Source organism: Anaerococcus cruorum (assembly GCF_046365495.1).
GTDB lineage: Bacteria > Bacillota > Clostridia > Tissierellales > Peptoniphilaceae > Anaerococcus > Anaerococcus cruorum.
On sequence record NZ_JBGMEH010000003.1, the window covers coordinates 109310 to 134346 of the forward strand.

Genomic DNA, 25037 nt, shown 5'->3' on the forward strand with positions numbered 1-25037 from the left:
ATCTTTATGTTATCCTATTTATTTACGGTATTCAATTTTTAATGCAATTAATGTATAATTATTTTTGGAAAGAAACTTTTAGGAGGAATTATGAAATTAAACAAAGTTTTTTCACTAGGAATGACACTAGCAACTGCCCTAGCATTTACAGCATGCGGGAATAATGATGCAAACAATGATGCAGAAACTAAAAATGAAACTGCAAGTACAGAAACCACTGATGGGAACACTTCATTAGATAAACTAACTGTTCAATTTGTACCATCTCGTGAACCAGACGAAATAATCACAGCAACAGAACCTTTAAAAGACATGTTAAAAGATGAACTTGCTAAAGAAGGTTATGATGTAGAAGATGTAGATATCTCTGTAGGTACTTCTTATGAAGCAACAGGTGAAGCTATGAGTGCTGGTACTGTTGATGTAGGATTTATTCCAGGCGGAACTTATGTAACTTATGATGATGGCGTTGATGTAATCTTAACTGCAACACGTGATGGACTTTCTGTAGACTCAGATGATCCAAAAGAATGGAATGATAATGCGCCAATTAAAAATATAGATGATCAAGTAACATTTTATAGAGCTTTAGTACTAGCTGGTCCTTCTGAAAAAGGAAAAGCCCTAGCAGAAAAAGTAAATAATGGCGAAGAATTATCTTGGGAAGATCTTAACGAGTTAAACTGGGCTGTTATGGGACCAACATCATCTGCAGGATACCTTTACCCATCACTTTGGATGAAAGATAAATTTGATCACACAATCTCAGATTTATCAAATGCTGTTCAAGCAGACTCATACGCTTCTTCATTCTCTAGACTTGCTACAGGTCAAGTTGATGCACTAGTAACATATGCGGATGCTAGAATGGACTATGCTGAACAATGGCAAGGTGAATTTGGTGGAGCAAATGATATTTTCGATGATGTCCAAGTAATCGGTGTAACAGATAAAATCATGAATGATACTATTTCTGTTTCAAAAACTAGCGAAAAAATGACACCAGAATTTATTGAAGCTTTACAAAATGCATTTATCAACATTGGTAAAACTGATGAAGGTAAAGAAGTAATTGCTATTTATACTCACAAAGGATATGAAAAAGCAGATCCAGCAGCCTACGATGCTGAACGTGAAGCTCAAAAACTAGCAAGAGACGCTAACTAATAATTATCTAAAATAAAAGAAAATAAGGACCTATGCCTAAGGGGCTTTAGGTCCTATTTTTTAGAAAATAAAGGAATAATAATGATTGAATTTAAAAATGTTTCAAAAACTTATGATGGTGGTTTTCTAGCATTGAAAGATATAAATCTTACCATTCCTGATGGAGAGTTTGTATCTATAATCGGATCATCTGGTGCTGGTAAATCAACCCTTATTCGTACTATAAACAAAATGCATGATATATCTAGCGGAGAACTAATAGTAGATGGTAAAGATGTATCAAAACTAAAAGGACAAAACCTTAGAGACTACCGCCGTACAATTGGTATGGTTTTTCAAGGATTTAACCTTGTAGAAAGAACTACAGCTCAAAAAAATGTGCTATCAACTTTTGTACCAGATCTAAACTTTTTTCAAAAACTATTTGGAGTTTATACTAAAGATATGAAAAGAAAGTCACTAGAAGCTTTAGATAGTGTAGATATCCTTGATAAAGCTTATTCTAGAACTGACGCCCTATCTGGTGGACAAAAACAAAGAGTAGCTTTAGCACGTACTATTGTTCAAAATCCAAAAATAATCTTAGCTGATGAACCAATTGCAAGTCTAGACCCTGTTTCTAGCCGCCAAGTAATGAATTATTTTAAAATGTTAAATAAAGAATATGGCATCACTGTAATAATAAATATCCACGATGTAGAAACAGCCCTAGAATATTCTGATAGAATTTTAGGTATCAAAAAAGGTGAGCTAGCCTTTGATGGCAAACCAACTGAAGTAAACCAAGATGTTATTAGAAATATCTACGGCCAAGATCCAAAAGATATTGTGGTGGAGTAGAATATGGATAATATTTTTAAAGCAAAAACCATAACCCTTTCTAACGGAAAAGTAGTTGAAGAAAAGAAATCAAATGCTCTTTTGATTTCAATCTTACTCCTAGCTTTTCTAATTGTTGCACTCAGGGTGACAGGTTATGACTCCAAAATACTTGCAAGGAATGGCCGCAATTTAACAGTTATCTTAAAGGATTTATTTTCTCCTGATTGGGAATATCTACCAAAAGTTATAGGCCCTACCATAGATACTATAAAAATGTCCTTATTTGGATCATTTTTAGGTGCTCTTTTATCTTTACCAGCTGCTTTTTTAGCTGCATCAAATATGGTAAATAATAAGATAATAAATTGGATATTTAAACTATTATTTACTATACTAAGAACACTTCCAACTCTAGTAATAGCTTTAATTGCAACTTACGTTTTTGGCCTAGGAACTTTGGCTGGTACCTTTGCAATCTTTGTATTTTCTTTTGCTTATGTAGGAAAGCTAATGTATGAAGAAATAGAAACTCAAAACCTAGGCGCTTATGAAGCTATGATTTCACTAGGCTATACCAAACCAATGGCATTTTTTAAAGGAATCATTCCATCAATTATGCCCACATATTTATCAACAGCTCTTTTTAACTTTGAAGGAAATGTTCGTTATGCTTCAATCTTAGGTTATGTAGGTGCTGGTGGGCTAGGTTTATTAATAAATGAAAATATAGGTTGGCGTGACTACCATAGAGTTGGGACAATATTATTTGCCCTAGTAATTACAGTTTTTATAATCGAACTTATTTCTAGGACGATAAGAAAGAAACTATCATAGGAGGAAATTATGGATCAAAAAATAGAAAAAGTTTTAAATAATGAACCAAATTATAGATTAATTCGTACTATTTTGACAATTATAACCATAGCCATCCTCTTTTGGTCATCAGGGGTCATGGATTTTTCAAAAGTAAATTCTCAAGGTACTGGTATTGTAAAATCAATTTTAGGAGGAATTATCCATCCAGATATGACTCTTCTAACAGATTTTTCAAAAGACAGCCTATGGTATTTAATTTTTGAAACTATTTGTATTGCATTTGTTGGAACACTAATCGGTGCATTAATTTCGCTACCTCTAGCATTTCTATCATCTGCAAATATTGTACCAAGAATAGTGGCAGAAATATTTAAACTTCTTATTTTACTAATAAGAACAATTCCTGCTATTGTATATGGTCTTATGTTTATAAGGGTAACTGGTCCTGGACCTTTTGCAGGGGTAATGACTATGACCTTTACATCTATAGGTATGCTCACAAAATTATTTCAAGAAACTATAGCAAATATTGATACAAATATCCTAGAAGCCTTTGAATCTCTTGGAATAAATACTTGGGGTAAGATAAGATTTGGAATACTTCCACAATTATTTGCAAGTTTTCTATCAACTATTATCTATAGATTTGATATGAATATTCGTGATGCTACCACTTTAGGATTAGTAGGAGCTGGTGGTATCGGTGCTCCACTTATCTTTGCAATCAATGCTTATAGGTGGAATGAAGTTGGAGTTATCCTACTTTCTCTTATGATATTAGTTTTAGTAGTAGAACTATTATCAACTAGAATCCGTAAAAAACTTGCCTACGGTATATAGGAAATAGATATGAAACTAACAATTTTAGAAACAAGCGACATTCATGCTTATATCTCTGAAAAATCTTTTAGCAATCCAAATTTAAATGAAAAATTTTCATTATCAAAAGCTAAAAGCTATATAGATAAAGTTAGAAATGAAAATGATAATATAATTTATATTGATAACGGGGATAGCATCCAAGGCTCCCCCCTAGCGAGCTTTTATAAGGAAAATAATGATTTAAGTAATCTAACAAATACTTATAATTTATTAAAACCAGATGCAATAGTTCTAGGAAACCATGATTTTAACTACGGAAAGGCCTATTTAAAATCATATATAGATAACTTAAATACTGATGTTTTATCTGCTAATACTATTAGAGAAAATGATTATCTAGATATAAAACCTTATATTACAAAAAACATTGGAAATATAAAAGTGGGTATCTTAGGACTTACTACCCAATATATTCCTCACTGGGAAAAACCTAAAAATATTGAGGGTCTAAGCTTTAAATCAGCCTTAGAAACTGCAAAATATTACCTGCCAATCTTAAGAAATGATGAAAATTGTGACATAATAATAGTTTCCTACCATGGGGGCTTTGCAAAAGATTTAGAAACTGGCCGTGAACTAATTCCACAAACTGGTGAAAACGAAGGGTACGAATTACTTTTCTCAAATTTAGACTTTGATGTTTTCCTAACTGGCCATACTCACAAAGAAATTGCAGGCATATATAATAATATCGCAGTAACCCAACCAGGTTTTGCTGGAGCAAAAGTTGCAGAAATAACTATAGATATCGACGAAAATAAAAAAGTCATTGATAAAACAGTTAACTTAGTTGATTTGGCTGAGGTTACTGCTGATAATGAAATAGAAAAACTTATTGCAGATGATATGGTTGGTGTAAATAATTACCTTGACCAAAAATGTGGGGAAATATCTCCAGATGCCATTATCGATTCTGTAACTATGGCACAAATATCCGGCCATCCTTACATTGATCTGATAAATAAAATCCAAATGTACTATACAGATTGTGATATTGCAGGAGTTGCTATCTATTCAAAAGAAGCTAAGGGTATTCCAACTAGTGTAACCATGAGAGATATAATAACAAATTATAGGTTTAATAATACTTTGATGAAAGTTGAAGTTAGTGGAAAAGAATTCAAAGAAATATTAGAACACAATGCCAATTATTTTATGCTAGATGAAAATTACAAGCTAGTGCAAAACCCAGAATATTTTATTTATAATTATGATATATATTCAGGAGTAGACTACACCTTTGATTACACCAGAAAAAGGGGAGAAAGATTAGTAAAAGCTACTTATAAGGGTCATGAAATAAGTGATGATGAAAAAATTATCTTTGCTACAAATAACTACCGAGCTATCGGTGGTGGAGACTTCCCAGTCTTAGACGGATCACAAATAGTTTGGGAATCTTCGCAGGAAACTCCACAGCTTATTTTTGAATATATTGAAAATAAAAAACTAGTTAAGATAAGAGACCTTGATACAGTTAATATTATTGGATTTAAGGATGTAAAATAAAAAGGACTAGCTATCAGTTGATAGCTAGCCCTTTTTTGTCTTCTAATTTATTCCCAAATGAACTTCCTGTTTCAAGTTTATAAAGTTCATACATTAACCAAATTATTCCAACTGTAATAATTATGTGTCCTAAACCACTAATTCTCGAAATAGCACTGAGATTTATTGTATCTACTCCATCCGATACAACTGTAAATATCCCTTTAACGAACATTGTGACAATAGTAAAGGCAAAACCTGTAATATAAGTGTGATAGGCTTTTTTTAATGGTAATATATATTCTTCATCGAAATTTTTAATTAACAAATAAATAGTCATTAATGCTAAAAATCCAAGAGCTAATGTGTGAGTATGGATAAGTTTTAAATAAGTATCACCGTCAAATCCATAATATTTTGTAAATTCACTAGAAAAAGCACCAGCAAATATACCCATTACAAGCATTGTAAATGAAGTAGCTAGTAATGAACTCGCCCTAAATTGTCCAGCAAAATATTTAAATCCAAATACTACTATAAATAAGTATGCAAGAGTTTTTGGCATCATCAAAGCTCCAACTGCAGGATACTTATCTGCAAATAAAACTACAGGGATATAGAATGCAAAGCTTAGTAAAATCAGCCACCACATATTTTTAAGACCTGGTTTTTCTTTCTCTTTATATGACCAAATAATTAGCAAAATACCCATTATCAAGAAAGGAATATTTCTATAGATCCCCCATTGGTATGATTCCTTTGCTCCTCCCCAATTATTTTGCGGCATTGCTACTAGGATGATTCTGATAATTGCTAGTGCATAAACTAAAATCTTTTTTTTATTATCATAGTCTCCACTTTGTTTTCTATAAAAATAATAATATAAAACATAAAAAATTGTCATGGTAATACTTGTAACAAATTTACCCCAAGAAAGTGCAAATGTGTGTGCTTCAAACCCTCCAGGACTAAAGTGTGAAATTACTCTGGGGAGCAAATGAAAACTATCTCCCACACCCAAAAGTATGGCCATAATCCCAAATAACTTAGCTTCTTTACTATTTTCCAAAAGTAGTCTGATACCTAAGGCTATTACTAAGGCAAGGTATCCTATATCAAATAAACTTTCTCCTAATTGCATTAAAAAATTCCTTCCTTTATCCACTCTATATGGATCTTATACTTTTCTATAAATGTAAGCTTATCCCATTCTTCTCTAAAATTTCGCTCGATGAGGCTATGTACAATCGCCCTAAAAAAATAAATTTTTTCTATATCTATGCCCATAGAATCCGCCCTATTAAAAGCTTTCTTAAAATCCTCATGTGAGCATTCCCAACTTTTATTAAGATTTTCATCCCAATATAAAAACCTATTTTTATATAAATTATAAACATCCTTATCAAAAATTATTTCAGCAATATTTTCTCCAAATTCATTCAAAGATTTATAAATATCGCCCTTATTATTTTTCAAAGTTGCCATAAAAAGCAAATGTATATCACGGGTATTTTTATCTAGTATATAAAAATAACTATCCTCAAGATTTTCAAAATACTGATAAAAACTACCACGAGCTATGCCAATTTTCTCAACTATTGATTTTACATTTACCTCAGAAAATGGTTTTTGAGAAAACTCCTCATGTAACACATTAATAACTTTTTGCTTTTTTTCTTGGTCTAGATTATAAAATGTATCTTTAGGCAAATTATCCTCCAATCATGACACCGTGTCACTTTTTATATTATAGATGACACCGTGTCATTTGTCAAATAAAAAAAGGCCTATGCCTTTTTATTTTTATCTTCTTGTTTGGAACTCATTAGACCTCCAACCACTCCTAAGATAAGTCCTACTCCAATACCTAGTGGAATATTTTCTATAGCTGAACCAACTCCTGCTCCAAGAGCTAGGCCTAAGGCTACCCAAGTCCCCATTTTGCTGTCCATAAAATCCTCCTTGATTTATATATCTTTTTTAAAACAAATTATTCTATTGACTTCACTAAATCCAATAGCCAGATGAAAGGCTAGGCTATCTAAATTTGTCAATTCACAATCACTTGCAAATTCTTTACAACCCATATCTTTTGCCCAACTTTCACAAGTTTTTACTAGTTCTCTAGCAATATTTTGTTTACGGTATTCTTCCTCTACATATATGCCTTCTAGGTATCCTACAGGAGAAGTTTCAGTACCTTCCACATAATCATATCTCAAACTAGCATTTGCAAAAGCTACTGGCTTTTCATCTATATACTTTATAAAACAAATACTATTAGAATCATCTGCCATATCTATAAATTCATTAGTTAAATCATCAAGAGAATCATTATCCCAAATTTCACTAGCCATTTTTGCTAAAATTTTAGCATCTTGTTTATTTGATTCTTTTATAAGCTCTTCCATATTCATTCGCCTTAAATTATCAATTAATTAAAATTGAGCAAAGTATCCAAAGCAAGTTTTAGAGCATATTCAATAGAATCTCCTCCAAATCCTCTTGGATCATATTTTTCTACATCTGATAGAGAATCTGCTGTAAATAAGATTTGTCCCCATAAAACATCTCTAAATTCTGCAACTGCTGCAAGGGCTAAGCACTCCATTTCTACTACCTTGCATCCCTCATCAACTCTATATTTAACCATTTCTCTAGTTTCCCTATAAAATCCATCAGTAGTCCATGTCATAACTTCTTCATATTTTAAACTATGCTCAGTTAAAGTTTTTTCAATAGCTGCTAAAGCTAGCGGATTTATTTTTACAAAGCGGGATGGTGGCAAGTAATGATAGCTTGCACCCTCATCTCTTAGGGCTTTATAAGGAACTAAAAAAGTATTTTCAGCTATATCAACTAAAGTACCACATGATCCTGTTGTTATTATTTGCCTACAGCCATAAGATATTAACCAATCTAAGATTTGAGCAGAAGCTGCTGCACCTACTGGTGCTTGAACCAAAGAAATATCCTCTCCCTTGTAATCTATAATATATATAGGATATATTTTAGTTATAGAATCAAATGTGGTAACTATCCTAGCTTTATAATTTTCTGCTAATCTATCCAAAGCATCCCCTAAAAAGGTAAATAAACATTTACTAGGAAGTTTTATTTCAAGATTTGCATGATTTGGCATGATTATAGATTTAATATCATTATCATATTCCAGTATTGGTATTTCATTTTTAAATATTGTTATAATATCTCCTTATCTAAAAGTTCAATTTTTTTGGATTTATTATCAGGATTAATTAATCTTGTCTGAGACTAAATAAATGTTATTGTTATCTATAATTATATCTTCGGTATAGTTATAGATTTTTATTATATCATTCATAAGTCTGGTAATAGGACCTGTACCAGGATTTGAAAAGATTGAGAAAGTTTTCAGATTTTGGTCTCTATCATCTATCTTTTTATTTTTACTCTTAACGATATCTTTACTTTTAGAAGATTTTTTTATCAAAGGAATATTATCTGTAAAGTCTCCAACTTTTTTACCTGCAGTTCCTATTCCCTTTTTTATGTTAGTATCAATAGATGACTTGCCCATATTTTCTAATGCTATAGAACTATCACCAAATAGATCTCTATATTTCATGGACTTTTTTACTATATCATCCCTTATATTTGCTACATATTCTTTACCAAAGTTTTGGCTTAGAATAATTTCTAGAAATGAAGCTAGAGAATATGTATATAAGGATAATCTATAGTAATTAAAATGGTTTTCTAAATCTTCTAGAGTAGATTTCACTTTATTAGATGCTACAAAAGTTTTTTTTCTATTTTCTATACTTTTTACTATACTTTCTATATCTCTACGATAAGATGTAATATTGCTTCTTGATGAATTTTGTATTTCTAATACCCTCTGGTGGTAACTATTTAAAATTAATTCGTTATCCCAATTATATTTATATTTTTGAGTGTAATCCATGACTGTTTCTAGGTTAGATATTATTTTTGATTCTTTTTCTACTTTTAAAACGTCTAAAATTTTCCTCTGAGTTTTAGAAATCTCTTTAAAATCTTTCTCAATAGAATATAGAGCAACTGCCATTAGCATGATTATAGGATCTAATGCTATTGGCTGAATTGGAAAATCAACTTTTTCTAGTTGAGCCATAGCTCCTTTCCCACCACCCTTATAGTATGGCGCAAAACCACCAGATTTATAAGAAACTAATTCATCATTCATCCTAAAATTTTTAATCCTATATAAGGGTTGATTCATATTACTAGCACTAATACTCTCTAAAGATGGAGAAAGTAATGCTGCAATAGTTCCTAAGTTTGAAAGTTCATTTCTAGGTACTTTTATGGTAGAAGCCTTATTTAATTGAGATCTTGCCTCAATTAATAAGCTACCTGTAAGTTCTTCTAAACTTATTTTTTCTACTTTATTTTCTTTATCATTAAAATTTTCCAGTTTATTCTTATTCATAATATTTTTAGACTTATCTTTCTTTTTTATTTTATATAATTATTTATTATATATTATAATTAAAATTTAACATAAAATCTACCTAGCAAGTCTATAAGTATCATAATCAGACAAGCTTTCACCCTTTAACCATTTAACTATCATAGTAGACGCAATTTTTGAATAAACAGTACCATTTCCTCCAACACCACAAACTACAAATATATCTTCATTTTCTGGATCTACGCCCATGTATGGCAAATTGTCTTTGCTTATGCCAAATAAAGCTGCATAATTATAATCAGCGTGCATTTGCTTTTTTTCTACAAACATAGAATTAGCAGATTTTACTAAGTCTTTTTCATATTTTAAAGCATCTTTTTCTTTTAATTTATTACCTTTTTCATCAAAACCACCTATCATAAGTCTATTATCAAAAGTTTTCTTAAAGTAGGTATAGGCATCTTTTACTTCCCAAACTAAAAGATCTTCTTCATCACTTATTTCTACCGGATCACTTACTGCCACATAGGTCTTATATATTTCTACATTTTCTAAGCTTTTTTGAAATTGTTCTGGTGGGTTGTAACCGGTCGCTATTATGATTTTATTAAAAGAAGTTTTTATTTTATTACCTGCTATTTCTAAGGTAACTATGTTTTGATTATTTTCTTTATGAGCTTTTATAAACTTAGCTCCTTCTACGATTTCTAAATCATATTTTTCAGATGCTGTTTTTAAAAGTCTTAGGACAAAGGCATAAGGATTTAGGTTTATATCTGGTCCACATTTTAAACCACCATAGGCATTTATATTGTGTTCTTTTAATTCCTCATTATCTAAATATGATACATCATAGCCAATTTCTTTTTGTGTTTCAGTTTCAGCTTTTACATCTTTTATTTTTTTCTTATCTGTAGCTAGGATTAGGCTATCACTTTGCTTGAACGTTTCTTGATTTAGTTTTACTATTTCTTCATCTATTTTTATTAAATCCGCTACTGCCTCTTTGGATTGATTATAAAATTTAATTGCTTTTTGACTACCAATTTGTTCAGTAAAAGATTTTACCCCCTGGTCAGACATATATTGAATCAACCCTGTATTAGCTGAAGTAGACCCAGAAGCTATCCTATTTTGCTCTATTAATGTTACCTTATAACCATTTTTTGCAAGCTCATATGCTGCTAAGGCTCCAGACATACCAGATCCTACAACTAAAACATCAGAATTTTCTGTAATATTATTTCTTATACCTAGACTAATGGCCTCAGTATGGCTAGGCCAGTATAAATTTCCTGTATGTAATTTCATAATTCCCCTTTATTTTATAATCTTCACTAATTTTTACCCCATATTTAAGAAAGTAATAGGTCTTTGACTTCATTTATAGAGACTTCTTGAAATGATTTATGAGGCCAATTTGGATTATTGTCCTTATCTATTATCTTTGCCCTTATTCCTTCATGGATAGATTTTGTTTTTATAGCATATTGGACTATTTTTAAATCTAGGTCTAGGGTTTGGTTATAGGTTAAGTTTTTGCCGACAAAGTATTTTTCAAATTGAATAGTTAATATAAAGGGGTCTTTTTTGCTTAAATTTTGATAGCAATTTAAGGCAAAATCATCATCTAAATTTACTTTTAAATTATTATAAATTTCTTCCATGCTATCATAGGAAAAATACTTATTTATTTTAGATAAATTTTTTTGAAGTACAGAATCATTCTCTTTCATTTCAAATTTACTAGCTTCTATTTTAAACTCATTTATTAAATCATCTCCACTAAAGATAGTTGAAAGCGCATATAGTTTTTCTAATAAAATTTGATAACTATTTTCTTTTATAGCTACATCTGCCAACTTATATTTTACTAAATCAGATGAAGATAAACTTACTCCACAAAGACCTACATATTGGCCTAAAGCTTGAGGAAGTTTTGAGATATATTTTCCTACACCCACATCAGGAACAAATCCTAAGCTTGTTTCAGGCATAGCCCACTTTACATTTGGCTCACAGATTATTAAATCAGAATTTATAGTTAGCCCTACACCACCACCCATGACAATCCCCTGCCAGTGGCTAATGATTGGTTTTTTGTAAGAATTTATGTATGCATCAAGTTCATATTCTTTTTTAAAAAGATAAGACTTATCCTTACAATTGTCATTTACTAAATAATTGGTATATATTTCCTTTAAATCACCACCAGCAGAAAATCCTTTTTTTACCAAACTATCAAAAAGAATTACTTTAATATTCTCATCATCTTCCCACTTTTTTAAAATACTATATATTCGTTCAACCATGGCTAGATTTATAGCATTTAATTTTTCTGGTCGATTTAAATATATAATCCCTACTTTATTTATTACTTTTTCTTCTATCATATTAACTCCACTAAAAAACTCCACCAGTGTATAGATACTAAGTGAAGTTTTTATTATTTTTTATATCTTTCTTTGTATCGGTATTTGAATTTTAAAATCTAAGTCTTAAAATACTATTCCTATCCATAATTTAATTATATATAATTTACTTCAATAGAATAGCTTACTTATTATTTTTACCTTCTATTAAGTTTTCCTTTATTAAAAACTCTCTAGCAACTTCATTAGCTGACTTGCCTTCCACATCTACCATATAATTCATTTCAGTCATCTGGTCATTTGTTATTTTTCCTGCAAGTTTTCCTAGTATCTCTTCAAGCTCAGGATATTCTTTTAAAGTTTCACTTCTTAATAAAGGTGCAGCTTGATAGGGTGGAAATAGCTTTTTATCATCTTCTAAAACTTTTAGTTTATTTGTAATAATCTGACTATCTGTAGAGTAAACATCGGTTATATCTATAGATCCATTTGAAATTGCCGTATATCTTAGCGCAGGCTCCATAGTTTTTACATCTAAATCTAAATTGTATAAAGATTTTAAACCACGATTACCATCCTCCCTATCATTAAATTCTAGAGTAAAACCGGCTACAGAACTATTTTCAACATTTTTTAAGTCTGAAACTTTTTTAATATTATTTTCATTTGCAAAGTCTTCTCTTACAGCTAGGGCATAAGTATTTTGAAATTTACTAGGAGATAGTAAGGCTAAATTATCTTGCTCATAAATTTTATCCCTGGCAAGCTCATAAACCTCATTAGGGTCATTTGAAATTTCTCCAATATCATCATTTAAAAGAGAACTGGTAATTGTCCCTGTAAATTCTGGATACATATCTATACTACCAGATTTTAAGGCCTCATATAGGAAACTAGTTTTTCCAAAATTTGGCTTTAATTCTACTTCTAGGTCACTATTTTCCTCAATTAATTCCTTGTACATATTTATAAGAATTTCTGGCTCTGCTCCAAGTTTTCCAGCTGCAACTAATTTTTTAGAACTTTTTCCTCCAAAAGGAGTTAAACTTAAAAGTGTGACAAGGCTTGCTATTATAAGAATTATAAGTATCGTTTTTGGTTTTTTATTTTGTAATAATTTAATCAAAACTCCAAATAATATTGCCAAAATCGCTGAAGAAATCGCTCCAATTAGTATCAATGAAGAATTGTTTCTATCAATCCCTAGCAAAATAAAAGTTCCTAGTCCTCCAGCTCCTACTAATGCTGCCAAAGTTGCAGTTCCTATAATCATTATAGCAGATGTTCTTACACCTGACATAATAATTGGCATGGCCAAACTTAGTTTAAATTTCTTTAATTTTTCCCACTTGGTCATACCAAAAGCAGTGGCAGCTTCTTCTAAAGATGGATCTATTTCAGATAAACCTGTTACTGTGGCTTGATAAATTGGAAATAGTGCATAAATCACAAGAGCAGTAATAGCAGGAATTTTTCCTATACCCATTAATGGAATAAATAGTCCTAGCAAAGCAAGGGATGGTATTGTTTGAAAAATACCGGTTACTTGTAGTATTGCTTCATTTGCTCTTTTTTTATTTGATAAGGCTATAGCAAGAGGAATTGCTATTAAAATAGCTATAATTAAAGAAACTAGAGATATTTCTATATGTTCAAATAAGGCTCCTATCCAGTCAGCTTTTCTTTCATTAAAAGTTGTTATTAAATTATTCATGGATTAACTCACTTTCATTTTCAAAAAACTGGCTAACAAAACTATTGGCTGGCTTATTTATAATTTCTTTTGGAGTGCCTATTTGTACAATTTTTCCTTCTTTCATAATACAAATCCTATCCGCTAATTTTATTGCTTCATTCATATCGTGAGTTACAAAAACTGTTGTAATTTTATAATCATTGTGGATTTTTGTAATTAAATCTTGAAGCTGGGACCTACTAATTGGATCTAGGGCAGAAAATGGTTCATCCATTAAAAGAACATCTGGATTTGCTGCGATAGCTCTTAATATACCTATTCTCTGCTTTTCTCCCCCAGATAAATCTTTTGGTAACCTATTACTATAAACTTTTGGGTCCATACCAACTTCAGTTAAAAGCTCATTTGTAATATCTTTAATAGTTTTCTTATCCATTTTTTTCATTTCAGGGATAAGGGCAATATTTTCCGCTACTGTCATATTGGGGAAAAGTGCAATTTGTTGTAAAACGTAGCCCATGTTCAATCTTAATTCTCTAAGGGGATAATCTTTTATTTTTTTATTGTTAAATAAAATATCTCCCTCACTTTGCTCTATTAATCTATTTATAAGCTTTAGTGTAGTAGTCTTCCCACTACCGCTGGGTCCAACTATTACAAAAAATTCTCCTTTTTTTATCTCAAAATTTAAATCATCTAGAATTTTCCAACTATCAGGATATGCCATAGATACATTTTGATATCTAATCATTATTATTCCTTTCTTATTATAAAAAAAAGCCTTTTAAGTTTATACTCTAAAAGGCTTTTAAATAAACCAAATAATATTTTATTACTTAATATTATGTTTATCCATTCTCTCTTTAAATAAATCGGTAATTATTTTTTGTAACTCTTCGCGTTCTTTTTCTGGTAATTCTCCAGGTTGTTTGGCAATTTCATATAAATCTGGATATTCATTAGCAATTTTTTCTACACTCTTAGTTGTAGCATGATCTCTTACAAAAAATGGAATTTTTTTAATCCATTCTTCAGGTACAAGGGCTAAGATTTTTTTAGTAGCTTCTTTATCAGTTAGTTTTGCAGTTGATAAGCCCTTTTCAATATCATCTTGGTCACCTTTTGTAAAGTCTGTTAGTTTCATATTTCCTCCTATAAATCTTCTACATCTATAACTTTAATATTATTATCCTCTAAAATTTTTGCAAAGACTCCCTTACCTTTTATAAGATTTCCAGTAAATGAGCCATCATATATATTATTTACCCCACAGGATGGGCTTCTTGATTGTAAGATTACTAAATCAACTTTATTATTCTTTATTATATCTAAAGCTTTTTTGGCACCCTTTTTAAATTCATTATCTAGAGATTCTCCATCCTTTTGTTTTACAAAACCATTTACAATCTCAGCGGGCATCCTTGGTGTAGGTAAACCTCCTAGCACTTCTGGACACAAAGATATAACTTCATGGTCTTTTACAAAATCAGCTAATTTTCTATTATAATTATTGCCACCATTATATTTACAATTTTCACCTAATAAACAAGCACTAACTGCAATTTTCATTATAAATCAACCTCATCTATTAAATTTTTACTATTAATACTATAACTCTTATTTATTAAATTTAAATAATAAGGAACATTTGAAAAGTTCTTATAATCTTCTAAATTTCTTTATAGATAGATTTAAAACTAATTTTTAGTATGATATATATTTTAAAATATAACATTATACTCACCTTGACATTATCAAATTGTAAGATAAATTCTTAGTAAGAAAACATTTGCAATTAGGAGTTTGCTATGACTAAAAATAAAAAGAAGATTATTATAACTATATTGGCAATATTACTAGCTATATTTATAGGATTTACTCTATTTATAGGATCGCAGGTATTTAACGGATTTACAAATATGGTTTCTAGGGAGGAAACTTTAATAGATGAACAATCTTATGATCAAGAATTTGAAGATTTTGCCCAGGGAAAAGACGTCCATTACATAAGTTTTCCATCTAGCAAATACAAACACAATATCCCAGCTCTTTTAGTAAAACAAGGTGGAAATAAAAATATGGCTGTCCTAGTCCATGGCATGGGCGGTACAGGTAAATCTTTAAGTCATATTATGGATATGTTTTTAAATCTGGGCTATGATGTGCTTGCTATTGACCAAAGAAATTCTGGAAACAATCAAGCTCCTTATAATACTTTTGGGGTACTTGAGTCATATGATATTTTGGATGCCATCGATATTGCAAAAAAAGAAATCGGAAAGAATGGCAAAATAGTTTTATGGGGCGAATCCTACGGGGCAGCAAGCTCTGCAATTGCAGCCGGTCGAGATGATCAAAATATAGATTATCTTATCCTAGAATCCCCTCTAGCTGATTCTAACGAATTTTTAGATGAGAAATTAAAGGAAATTGAGCAAAAACAAGGCGTCCCAGCTTCTTATATGAAATTTGCTGGAAATATTTATACCTTGCTAAAACTTCACTTTTCATTTGATGACATAGATGCTAGTAAATTTATAGAAAAGGTCAGCAAACCTGTTTTAATTACAAATGCAGATGAAGATACCGTGACTCCGCCTCATATGGGTGAAAGTCTATATAAAGCCATAAGTCATAACAACAAAGAAATATTTACTGCCAAAGGTTACAAACACGCAGATTTCCCTAGAAAAGAAAGTGATGAATACAAGAATATAGTTGCTAATTTCCTTAATGAATACAAATAAAAAATAAAAGGCCATTACCCAATTAGATACTGGGACTTAATGGCCTTTTAAGTTTAATTTATATTCTTTCTTAACCTAACATTATTTTTTCAAGCTCAAGTGGCTCAATGTATTTATCACCTTGGTAGGCTCTCATATTTCCACCAGAGATTTCATCTATTAATGCAACTTTACCATCTTCTATTCTACCAAATTCAAATTTGATATCATATAGGTCAAGATCTTTTTTCGCTAACTCTTCTCTTACAATTTCTCCAATATTTAAAGCTAAGTCTTTTAACTCTTCGTATTCTTCTTCTGTCATGATATTTAAAAGAACTAGGGCATCTTTGGTAATTAGTGGGTCTTCTCTATCATCATCTTTTAATGTTATTTCTACATATGGATCAATTTTTGTTCCACTTTCAATGTATTTTCCATATCTTCTGATAAATGATCCTACTGCATAGTATCTAACTATTACCTCAACCCCTTCACCAAAAACATCTGCTTTTTTGACTACTGCTTCGTTTTTGTCTAAGTCAGCTGATACAAAGTGAGTTGTAAGTCCTTTATCATTTAAGATTTCATAAAAGTATTTGGTCATTGCAACTGCTTGGTGGCCAGCTCCTTCCATAGTAAGTCCTACGGAATTAGCACCTGGGTCAAATACTCCATCATTTCCTGTTACATCATCTTTAAATTTTAATAAATATTCTTCATCGTTTAATTTATAAACGTCTTTGGTTTTTCCTGTGTATACTTTTTCCATAACTTATCCCCTTATAGATTAATTTTTATATCTTTGTTACCTTTTACAACTTTTCCGATAGTTTTAGCATTTTCTCCTAAAACTTCTAAGGCTTTTGCTTCATCAGATGGATCTACAAAAACTACCATACCAATGCCCATGTTAAATGTATGATACATTTCTTCTGTATCGATATTTCCCCATTCTTGAATTTTTTCAAATATAGGATCCCTATCTAATTTACTTAAATCAAAGTCTACTGATAAATCATCAGCTAGTATCCTAGGAACATTTTCGTATAAGCCCCCACCAGTGATGTGAGATATTGCTTTTATTTCTACTTTTTCTTTTAATTTTTCAATATCTTTTACATATATTTTTGTAGGTGTAAGAAGTTTTTCGCCGATAGTGTAGTTTTCATCAAATTTATCATCTAGTGAAACCCCTGCTTGATCCATAGCAGCTCTTACTAGAGAAAATCCATTACTATGAACCCCTGAAGAAGCTAAACCTATAGCAATATCTCCTTCTTTTAAATTTTCTCCAGTTATTATTTTTTCTTTATCAGCTATGCCTACTGCAAAGCCTGCTAGGTCATAATCTTCTTCCTTGTAGATACCTGGCATTTCTGCAGTTTCTCCACCTATTAGGGCAGCGTCTGAATCCCTACATCCATCCGCTATTCCACTAATAAGATCTGCCATTTTTTTTGGATCTAGTTTTCCTGTTGCTATATAATCTAGGAAAAACAATGGTTTTGCTCCTTGGCAAATAATGTCATTTACACACATAGCTACACAATCTATACCTACTGTGTCATGCTTATCCATATCCATGGCAAGTTTTATTTTTGTACCAACTCCATCTGTTCCACTAATTAGAACTGGATTATTTATTCCTTCTAGGTTTGGGGCAAAGGCTCCAGCAAAGCCACCGATATCAGCTAAAACTTCGCTTCCGTGAGTTTTTTTTACTATTTTTTTGATAAGTTCTACTTCTTCATAGCCTTTTTCTTTATCTACACCTGCATCTTTATAAGTGAGTTTTGCCATTATATTTCCTCAAGATTTTGATCATCTTCGATAACCTTATCTAGCATTTCTTTTTTATGATCTTTTAGTTTTTGTGCTAAGTTTTCATCTGATAAGGCTAGGATTTGAATTGCTAAAAGGGCTGCATTATCTCCACCGTTTATCGCCACTGTTGCAACTGGTACTCCCTTAGGCATTTGCACCATTGATAAAAGTGCATCAAGTCCTGCTGTGTTTGTTCCACCTACAGGAAGTCCTATGACAGGTTTTATTGTCATACCTGCCATAACTCCTGCAAGATGAGCTGCCATACCAGCAATGCCTATATAGACTTTTGCATCATCTTTTGTCATAGTTTCTTCTAATACATCTAGGGCGCGGTGGGCAGAAATTACTGAAACTTCATAGTCTATATCAAATTTTTTTAAGATTTTAGTAACTTTTTTTGCAATCTCTACATCTGAAGCAGAGCCCATGATAACTCTAATGTCAGTCATTTTATCTCCTATCTTTTTGTATAGTTTGGTGATTCTCTTGTAATTGTAATATCGTGTGGGTGGTTTTCTATTAGTGAAGCTGGGGAGATTTTAACAAATTTTGCTTTTTCGTAAAGTTCGTTTAAATCTTTACTTCCTACATAACCCATACCTGATTTTAAACCACCTAGTAATTGGTAAACTACTTCTCCAACTGGTCCTTTATAGTCTACCCTACCTTCTACACCTTCTGGAACATATTTTTTAGTATTAGTTTGGAAGTATCTATCTCCTGAGCCATCTTTCATAGCAGCAAGAGATCCCATGCCGCGGTATTCTTTGTATTGTCTACCTTCAAATAGAATAGTTTCTCCTGGTGATTCCTCAGTACCTGCAAATAATGATCCTGCCATTATTACAGAAGCACCACAAGCTAGGGCTTTGGTGATATCGCCAGAATATTTGATACCACCATCTGCTATTACTGGAATATCATATTTTTTAGCTTCTTCTACACAATTGATAATTGCAGTTATTTGTGGAACACCTATACCTGTTACAACACGTGTAGTACAAATAGATCCTGGTCCTATACCAACTTTTATAGCATCTGCTCCAGCTTCTATTAAGTCGTGAGCCGCTTCAGCTGTAGCAATATTTCCTGCAATGATTTGTAGGTCAGGATATTTTTCTTTTAAATCTTTTATTGCAGAAACTACGTTTTTAGAATGCCCGTGGGCAGTATCTACTGTAATCACATCCACATTTGCTTTTACTAGGGCTTCTACTCTATCAAACATATCATTTGTAATACCTACTGCAGCCCCTACTAATAGTCTATTATTTTCATCTCTTGCAGAGTTTGGATATTGTTTTGATTTTTCAATGTCTTTTATAGTTATAAGACCCTTTAATTTATTATCGCCATCTACTATTGGAAGCTTTTCTACCTTTGCTGATTCCATAAGTTTAATAGCTTCTTGCATATTGATACCTTCATAACCTAAAGTTAGATTTTCTTTAGTCATAATATCATCAATTTTTACATTTACATCATCTTGGAATCTTACATCTCTATTTGTAAGGATACCTTTTAGATACATATCTTTATCTACTATTGGTACACCAGATATTCTGTAATTGTTCATAATATCTAGGGCATCTTGTAAAATATTTTCTGGGTGTAAGTAGAATGGATCGGTTATAACTCCATGTTCTGATCTTTTTACTACATCTACTTGTCTAGCTTGTTCTTCTATTGGCATATTTTTATGGATAATTCCTATACCACCTTGTCTTGCCATAGCTATAGCCATTTGTGATTCTGTAACTGTATCCATACCAGCAGACATCATTGGTATATTTAATTTAATTTTTTTAGTTAGATTAGTAGTTGTATCAACTTGGTTTGGTAAAACTTCTGATGGTCCTGGTACTAATAGTACATCATCAAAAGTTAGTGCATCTCCTAAAAATTGCATTATACATCCTTTCTAAAATATTCAACTGCATTTTCAAATATATTTTCTCTATTTACATCGTATACGTTTTTAAATAGATTTTCATCTATTCTCTCAGCATGGCCCATTCTACCTAAAATCTTACCATCTTTGGATATGATTCCTTCTATATTATAGTTAGAGCCATTTGGAGAGTTTTCATAAACTGAAAATACTTGGTCATTGTCTAATAATTCTTGTAACTTTTCTTCATTTAATATAAATCTTCCCTCACCGTGAGATACAGGGATTCTATAAGTTTTTTCTAGGTCAACTCCATTTGTCCATGGGCTATTATTTGTTAAAGTTTTTGTATTTACAAATGTTGCTATATGGCGAGTGCTGGTGTTATTTGTAAGTGTTGGATCATCATCTTCTGGTACAAGAACTTCTCCATAAGGAAGTAATCCAGTTTTTACCAAGGCTTGGAATCCATTACAAATACCTAAAATCAAACCATCATTTTCATTTAACAGGTAATCAATTGCTTGTGCAATTTTTTCATTTCTTAAAATATTTGCCAAAAACTTAGCTGATCCATCTGGTTCATCTCCTAGGGAGAAACCACCTGGAATTACAAAAATTTGTGATTTTCTGATTTCTTTATCGAGTCTATCTATAGATTCTTTGATATCTTTTTCATTTTGATTTCTAAATACTAATATTTCAGTCTCAGCACCAGCTTTACTAAGGGCATCCTTGGTATCCCATTCACAGTTTGTACCTGGGGCAGCAAGTATTATTGCTCTTGGTTTATCTACTGGTTTATCTGATTTTAATTTTCTGTTTACTTTATTAGTTTTTAATTCTTGGTATTTAACTTCTTCATAGCCTGGGAATACTTCATCTAGACTGTGAATATATGATTCAGATAATTTTTCTTCATCCAATTTCTTACCATTTATAACAATATCATCAGAGAAATTTCCAATATTTTCTATAAAGTCACGGCTATCTTTGTATTCTACTACAAAAGATCCATACATAGGATTATAAAGATTATCATAATCTAGAGTAAATCCAGTATTGCCAATAGCTTGTTCATAGACATTCGCTAAAAGTCCTTTTCTGTCTAGAGCTATAGCTGAGATGATATTACCTTCTCTTATATCTTTTATTAGATTTTGATAATTATTTTCTAATTCTTCTAAATCAAGAGTTCCATCTTTTTTGTAAGAAGTTTTTATTAAACCAAGCTTTCCTTCACCTTTTAAATCATTAGTAATAATATTTTCTACATCTTCAGTAGTAACTGCAAATGATATAAGTGTTGGTGGTACTTTTATATCTTCAAAAGTTCCACTCATACTATCCTTACCCCCTATTGGTGGCATAGAGAAATGATTGCTTACTTCAAAGGCACCTAATAGAGATTTTAATGGCTTAGACCAAGCTTTTTTGCTATCCATTTTTTCATAGAATTCTTGGAAAGTGAGTCTTATTTGCTTTAAATCTGATCCAATAGCTACAAGTTTTGATATAGATTCTACTACTGCATAGTATCCACCCAAATATTGACTTTCACTTGATAAATACGGATCAAATCCATAGGACATAATTGAAGCAGTTTTTGAAACTCCTTCTTCAACTGGAAGTCTAGCTGCCATTACTTGAGATGGATTTAATAATTTTTTTCCACCTAATGGATTTAGTACTGTATTTTTTCCTACTGATGAGTCGAACATTTCTATTAGGTTTTTCTTAGAAGCTACATCTAGTGATTCCACTTTTTCATAGAATTTGCTTGGATCATTATCTTTTTTAGTTAAAATAGCTGGAACATCTTCACTTACTACTTCTACATCTGCGTATCTTTCAGCACCGTCTGTATTTATAAAGTCATAAGAAATTTTAGCTATAACTTCTTCTTTATAATACATAGTCATAGTATTATTATCAGTTATAGTCGCTACTTCTGTAGCTTCCAAGTTTTCTTCACTAGCTAAGTTCATAAAGTTTTCTTTATCATCTTTTGAAATTACTACAGCCATTCTCTCTTGTGATTCTGATAAAGCTATTTCAAATGGTTTTAGTCCCTTATATTTTAATGGAACTCTATCTAGATATATATCTATACCATTAGCAAGTTCACCAATAGCAACTGCTACCCCGCCTGCACCAAAGTCATTACATTTTTTAATAAGCTTTGCTGCCTTTGGATTTCTAAATAGTCTTTGGATTTTGCGTTCTTCTGGTGCATTTCCTTTTTGTACTTGAGCTGATTCTGTTTCAATAGAGCTTATATTGTGAGATTTTGATGAGCCTGTTGCTCCACCTACTCCATCACGGCCAGTTTTTCCTCCAAGAAGGATTACTATATCACCTGGTGCTGGATCAAGTCTTTTTACATTTTTTACTGGAGCAGCAGCCATAACTGCTCCACACTCCATGCGTTTTGCTTTATAACCTTCGTGGTAAAACTCATCTACAAGGCCTGTAGCAAGTCCTATTTGGTTACCATAAGAAGAATAACCTTGAGCTGCTTCATAGGTAATTTTGGCTTGTGGAAGTTTACCTTCTAAAGTTTGGCTATAATCTTCTTTTATATTTGCAGCTCCAGATAATCTCATAGATTGGTAAACATAAGCTCTACCAGAAAGTGGATCACGGATGGCCCCACCTAGACAAGTTGATGCGCCACCAAAAGGCTCTATTTCTGTTGGGTGGTTGTGGGTTTCGTTTTTAAACATTAAAAGATAATCTTCTAGACTTTCTTTACCATCTTTTAAAACTCTAACCTTTGTATAAATAGAGCAAGCATTTATTTCACTAGATACTTCTAGGTCATCAAAATTGTCATTTGCTCTCATATATTTGGCAAGAATTGTACCAAAACTCATTAGATTGATAGGTTTTTTAATATCTAATGCTTTTCTCATTTGTAAATATTTTTCAAATGAATCTCTAATAGTTTCATCTAAAAGAGTAGCTGTATCAAATTCTATATCCAAATAAGTATTAAATGTTGTGTGTCTACAGTGATCTGACCAGTAAGTGTCTAAAATTTTGATTTCAGTTTCATTTGGATCACGATTTTCTTCCTTAAAGTAATCCCTTACCATTCTGATGTCATCTAAGCTCATAGCCATAGAATTTTCTTCTAAGAACCAGCTTAGATCTTTATCATCATAGTCTCTAAAGCCATCATAAGTTTTATTTTCTAGATTTTTGTTATGGTCAGTTTTTAAAGTTGTTGGTATACCAATAATACTTACTTGTTGGGAATCAACTGGATTTATTAAAAATTCTTCGATTTTTGCTAAATCAGATTCGCTTACATCTGATAATTCATAAACTGTAGATGCTTTTACTTCTAAGTTTTCATCATTAATTATAAGAGATGCAGTATCTATAACTCCTTTTTCTCTAGGATTAAATTGGCCTGGTAAATATTGGCTAGCAACTGCATTTTTAAATGAAGCTTGTAAATTAATCGCATCTTCGAAGGCATAAACTTCATCTATTGGAGCTTCTGCTAAAACTTGATATAATATTTTTTCTAAATTTTCATCACTTGTCTCAATATCATATCTTTTGTAGATTTTTAAACCTTCTAAGTCAATATCTAAGGTATTATTTATTTTTGTCTTTAGATTTTGTGATTCAAAATCAAAAGAGTCTTTTCTTCTAACATAAACTCTTTTTACAGATGGACCTATATCTTTTCTATAATACTTACCAGCAAAGTTTATTTTTTTAGCACCTTCATAAACTTCTTTGATAGCATCATCAAAATTATCAGCTGTTGCAACGATATTTAAAACTCTACCACCAGCTGTCAAGATTTTTCCATTTTCTTCTTTAGTTCCTGCATGGTAAATGGTTGATTTTATATCGTCATCAAAACTTATTTCTTTGCCTTTTTCATAAGCTCCTGGGTAGCCTTCTGATGCTAGAATTAAGCATGTAGCCTTTTTATCATTTACATCTAAATTTACTTCATCTAATTTTACTTCAGAAGTAGCCATTAATAAGTCTAAGATATCATTATCTATTAACTCTAAAACTACTTGAGTTTCTGGATCGCCAAATCTTACGTTAAATTCTAAAACATAAATTCCAGATTCATTTATCATAAATCCTATGAATAAAACTCCTCTGTAGTCGATATTTTCCTTATTAAATCCTTCTACAATTTTAGGTAAAATCTCTGCTGCAATTTGTTCTTTATAGGCTTCTGCTTCTACATTTGGCGCATAAGTTCCCATACCCCCAGTATTTGGTCCTAGGTCTTTATCAAATATTCTCTTATGGTCCTTACTTGTTGGCAGTGGAATAATATTTTTAGAGTCAGTTAGGCAAAGCAGGCTCATTTCAAAACCAGCTATATATTCTTCTATAACTATTTCTTTATCTTTTGAGAAAATATCTGCTATAGTTTCTTCTAACTCATTTTTATCTTCTATAATATAGACACCCTTGCCTGCTGCAAGGCCATCTCTTTTTAAAACAACTATGCCTTTTTCTTCTAGTAACTTATTTGCGTATTCGCTAGCTTCATCTTGATTTTCAGTTCTAAGGTAGGCTGCTGTTTTTATGTCATATTTATTTAAAAATTCTTTGGTATAGCCTTTGCTTGACTCAAATTTTGAAGCAGCCTTATTTACACCAAATATTTTTAAGTTATTTTTCTCAAACTCATCTACTCTTCCATGACACAATGGTAGCTCTGGCCCTACAACTGTATAGTCAATATCATTTTCTTTTGCAAATTCTACTAATTTATCAATCTCATCTACATTTATATCAATATTTTTCCCTAGCTGAGCTGTACCTCCATTGCCTGGTGCAAAAAATAAATTTCTATCTGAATTTGCTATTTTTTTACCCAGAGCGTGCTCTCTACCACCTGAACCAATAATTAATATATTCACTA

23 protein-coding genes are annotated in these 25037 nt (G+C 31.3%); 6 read left to right on the top strand and 17 right to left on the bottom strand.

All coding sequences use genetic code 11. The annotated features are described in order from the left end of the window. Positions 1–90 precede the first annotated feature (90 nt). The 5 genes from ACCQ40_RS03685 to ACCQ40_RS03705 all read left to right on the top strand — a co-directional run bounded on the left by ACCQ40_RS03685 (position 91) and on the right by ACCQ40_RS03705 (position 5196). On the top strand, positions 91–1167 hold the full coding sequence (locus tag ACCQ40_RS03685) for a phosphate/phosphite/phosphonate ABC transporter substrate-binding protein (RefSeq protein WP_394020404.1): 1077 nt from the start codon (positions 91–93) through the stop codon (positions 1165–1167). 81 nt (positions 1168–1248) lie between these two features. Then, the gene (phnC, locus tag ACCQ40_RS03690; protein WP_463049204.1) at positions 1249–2007 is read left to right on the top strand and encodes a phosphonate ABC transporter ATP-binding protein; all 759 of its coding nucleotides are present in this window, start codon (positions 1249–1251) and stop codon (positions 2005–2007) included. Between the two features lie 3 nt (positions 2008–2010). Continuing rightward, positions 2011–2823: a phosphonate ABC transporter, permease protein PhnE gene (gene phnE, locus ACCQ40_RS03695; RefSeq protein WP_410032648.1), complete on the top strand. Its 813-nt coding sequence runs from the start codon at positions 2011–2013 to the stop codon at positions 2821–2823. A gap of 9 nt (positions 2824–2832) precedes the next feature. Continuing rightward, positions 2833–3645, top strand: a complete 813-nt coding sequence (gene phnE / locus ACCQ40_RS03700) for a phosphonate ABC transporter, permease protein PhnE (protein ID WP_394011735.1) — start codon at positions 2833–2835, stop codon at positions 3643–3645. Between the two features lie 9 nt (positions 3646–3654). Next, the gene (locus ACCQ40_RS03705; RefSeq protein WP_410032649.1) at positions 3655–5196 is read left to right on the top strand and encodes a bifunctional metallophosphatase/5'-nucleotidase; all 1542 of its coding nucleotides are present in this window, start codon (positions 3655–3657) and stop codon (positions 5194–5196) included. A 13-nt stretch (positions 5197–5209) separates the two neighbouring features. Here the strand turns inward: ACCQ40_RS03705 and ACCQ40_RS03710 are convergent, their stop codons facing one another. From ACCQ40_RS03710 to ACCQ40_RS03765, 12 genes are all read right to left on the bottom strand, one after another. Further along, positions 5210–6316: a DUF2871 family protein gene (locus ACCQ40_RS03710; protein ID WP_410032650.1), complete on the bottom strand. Its 1107-nt coding sequence runs from the start codon at positions 6314–6316 to the stop codon at positions 5210–5212. Beyond that, a complete protein-coding gene (locus ACCQ40_RS03715) occupies positions 6316–6885 on the bottom strand; it encodes a TetR/AcrR family transcriptional regulator (RefSeq protein WP_394011738.1) in 570 nt (189 codons plus the stop codon). The genes ACCQ40_RS03710 and ACCQ40_RS03715 overlap by 1 nt, the downstream gene beginning before the upstream one ends. A gap of 77 nt (positions 6886–6962) precedes the next feature. Next, the gene (locus ACCQ40_RS03720; protein WP_394011739.1) at positions 6963–7127 is read right to left on the bottom strand and encodes a hypothetical protein; all 165 of its coding nucleotides are present in this window, start codon (positions 7125–7127) and stop codon (positions 6963–6965) included. 15 nt (positions 7128–7142) lie between these two features. Beyond that, a complete protein-coding gene (aac(6'), locus tag ACCQ40_RS03725; RefSeq protein WP_410032651.1) occupies positions 7143–7586 on the bottom strand; it encodes an aminoglycoside 6'-N-acetyltransferase in 444 nt (147 codons plus the stop codon). A 23-nt stretch (positions 7587–7609) separates the two neighbouring features. Next, a complete protein-coding gene (locus ACCQ40_RS03730) occupies positions 7610–8317 on the bottom strand; it encodes a nucleoside phosphorylase (protein WP_410032652.1) in 708 nt (235 codons plus the stop codon). 111 nt (positions 8318–8428) lie between these two features. Next, complete coding sequence (locus ACCQ40_RS03735) at positions 8429–9628, bottom strand: hypothetical protein (protein ID WP_410032653.1); 1200 nt, start codon at positions 9626–9628, stop codon at positions 8429–8431. Between the two features lie 78 nt (positions 9629–9706). Next, complete coding sequence (locus tag ACCQ40_RS03740) at positions 9707–10921, bottom strand: NAD(P)/FAD-dependent oxidoreductase (protein ID WP_410032654.1); 1215 nt, start codon at positions 10919–10921, stop codon at positions 9707–9709. 44 nt (positions 10922–10965) lie between these two features. Beyond that, a complete protein-coding gene (locus ACCQ40_RS03745) occupies positions 10966–12003 on the bottom strand; it encodes an enoyl-CoA hydratase/isomerase family protein (RefSeq protein WP_410032655.1) in 1038 nt (345 codons plus the stop codon). Between the two features lie 163 nt (positions 12004–12166). Continuing rightward, positions 12167–13696, bottom strand: coding sequence for an ABC transporter permease/substrate-binding protein (locus ACCQ40_RS03750; RefSeq protein ID WP_410032656.1), 1530 nt, complete (start codon positions 13694–13696; stop codon positions 12167–12169). Then, positions 13689–14429 carry an ABC transporter ATP-binding protein gene (locus tag ACCQ40_RS03755; RefSeq protein WP_410032657.1) on the bottom strand — a complete coding sequence of 247 codons (741 nt, stop codon included), beginning with the start codon at positions 14427–14429 and terminating at the stop codon, positions 13689–13691. The genes ACCQ40_RS03750 and ACCQ40_RS03755 overlap by 8 nt, the downstream gene beginning before the upstream one ends. Before the next feature lie 81 nt (positions 14430–14510). Next, the gene (locus ACCQ40_RS03760; protein ID WP_410032658.1) at positions 14511–14822 is read right to left on the bottom strand and encodes a hypothetical protein; all 312 of its coding nucleotides are present in this window, start codon (positions 14820–14822) and stop codon (positions 14511–14513) included. 8 nt (positions 14823–14830) lie between these two features. After that, a complete protein-coding gene (locus ACCQ40_RS03765) occupies positions 14831–15247 on the bottom strand; it encodes a 2-thiouracil desulfurase family protein (RefSeq protein ID WP_410032659.1) in 417 nt (138 codons plus the stop codon). 239 nt (positions 15248–15486) lie between these two features. Here ACCQ40_RS03765 and ACCQ40_RS03770 point away from each other — a divergent pair, with 239 nt between their 5' ends. After that, positions 15487–16425 carry an alpha/beta hydrolase gene (locus ACCQ40_RS03770; RefSeq protein ID WP_410032660.1) on the top strand — a complete coding sequence of 313 codons (939 nt, stop codon included), beginning with the start codon at positions 15487–15489 and terminating at the stop codon, positions 16423–16425. A gap of 70 nt (positions 16426–16495) precedes the next feature. On the opposite strand, the gene ACCQ40_RS03775 is transcribed toward ACCQ40_RS03770, so the two are convergent. From ACCQ40_RS03775 to ACCQ40_RS03795, 5 genes are read right to left on the bottom strand one after another with little or no spacing between them, the layout of a single operon-like run. After that, a complete protein-coding gene (locus ACCQ40_RS03775; protein WP_394011750.1) occupies positions 16496–17176 on the bottom strand; it encodes a phosphoribosylaminoimidazolesuccinocarboxamide synthase in 681 nt (226 codons plus the stop codon). Between the two features lie 11 nt (positions 17177–17187). Next, on the bottom strand, positions 17188–18207 hold the full coding sequence (gene purM, locus ACCQ40_RS03780) for a phosphoribosylformylglycinamidine cyclo-ligase (protein WP_410032661.1): 1020 nt from the start codon (positions 18205–18207) through the stop codon (positions 17188–17190). Then, positions 18207–18683 (bottom strand): 5-(carboxyamino)imidazole ribonucleotide mutase, encoded by a 477-nt coding sequence (purE, locus tag ACCQ40_RS03785; protein WP_410032662.1) that lies wholly within the window; start codon positions 18681–18683, stop codon positions 18207–18209. Before purE ends, purM begins: the two co-directional genes overlap by 1 nt. Positions 18684–18691: 8 nt before the next feature. Next, entirely contained in the window at positions 18692–20143 is a 1452-nt protein-coding gene (gene guaB / locus ACCQ40_RS03790) for an IMP dehydrogenase (protein WP_410032663.1), read from the bottom strand. Beyond that, positions 20143–25035, bottom strand: a complete 4893-nt coding sequence (locus tag ACCQ40_RS03795) for a phosphoribosylformylglycinamidine synthase (RefSeq protein ID WP_410032664.1) — start codon at positions 25033–25035, stop codon at positions 20143–20145. Before ACCQ40_RS03795 ends, guaB begins: the two co-directional genes overlap by 1 nt. Between the last annotated feature and the right edge of the window lie 2 nt (positions 25036–25037).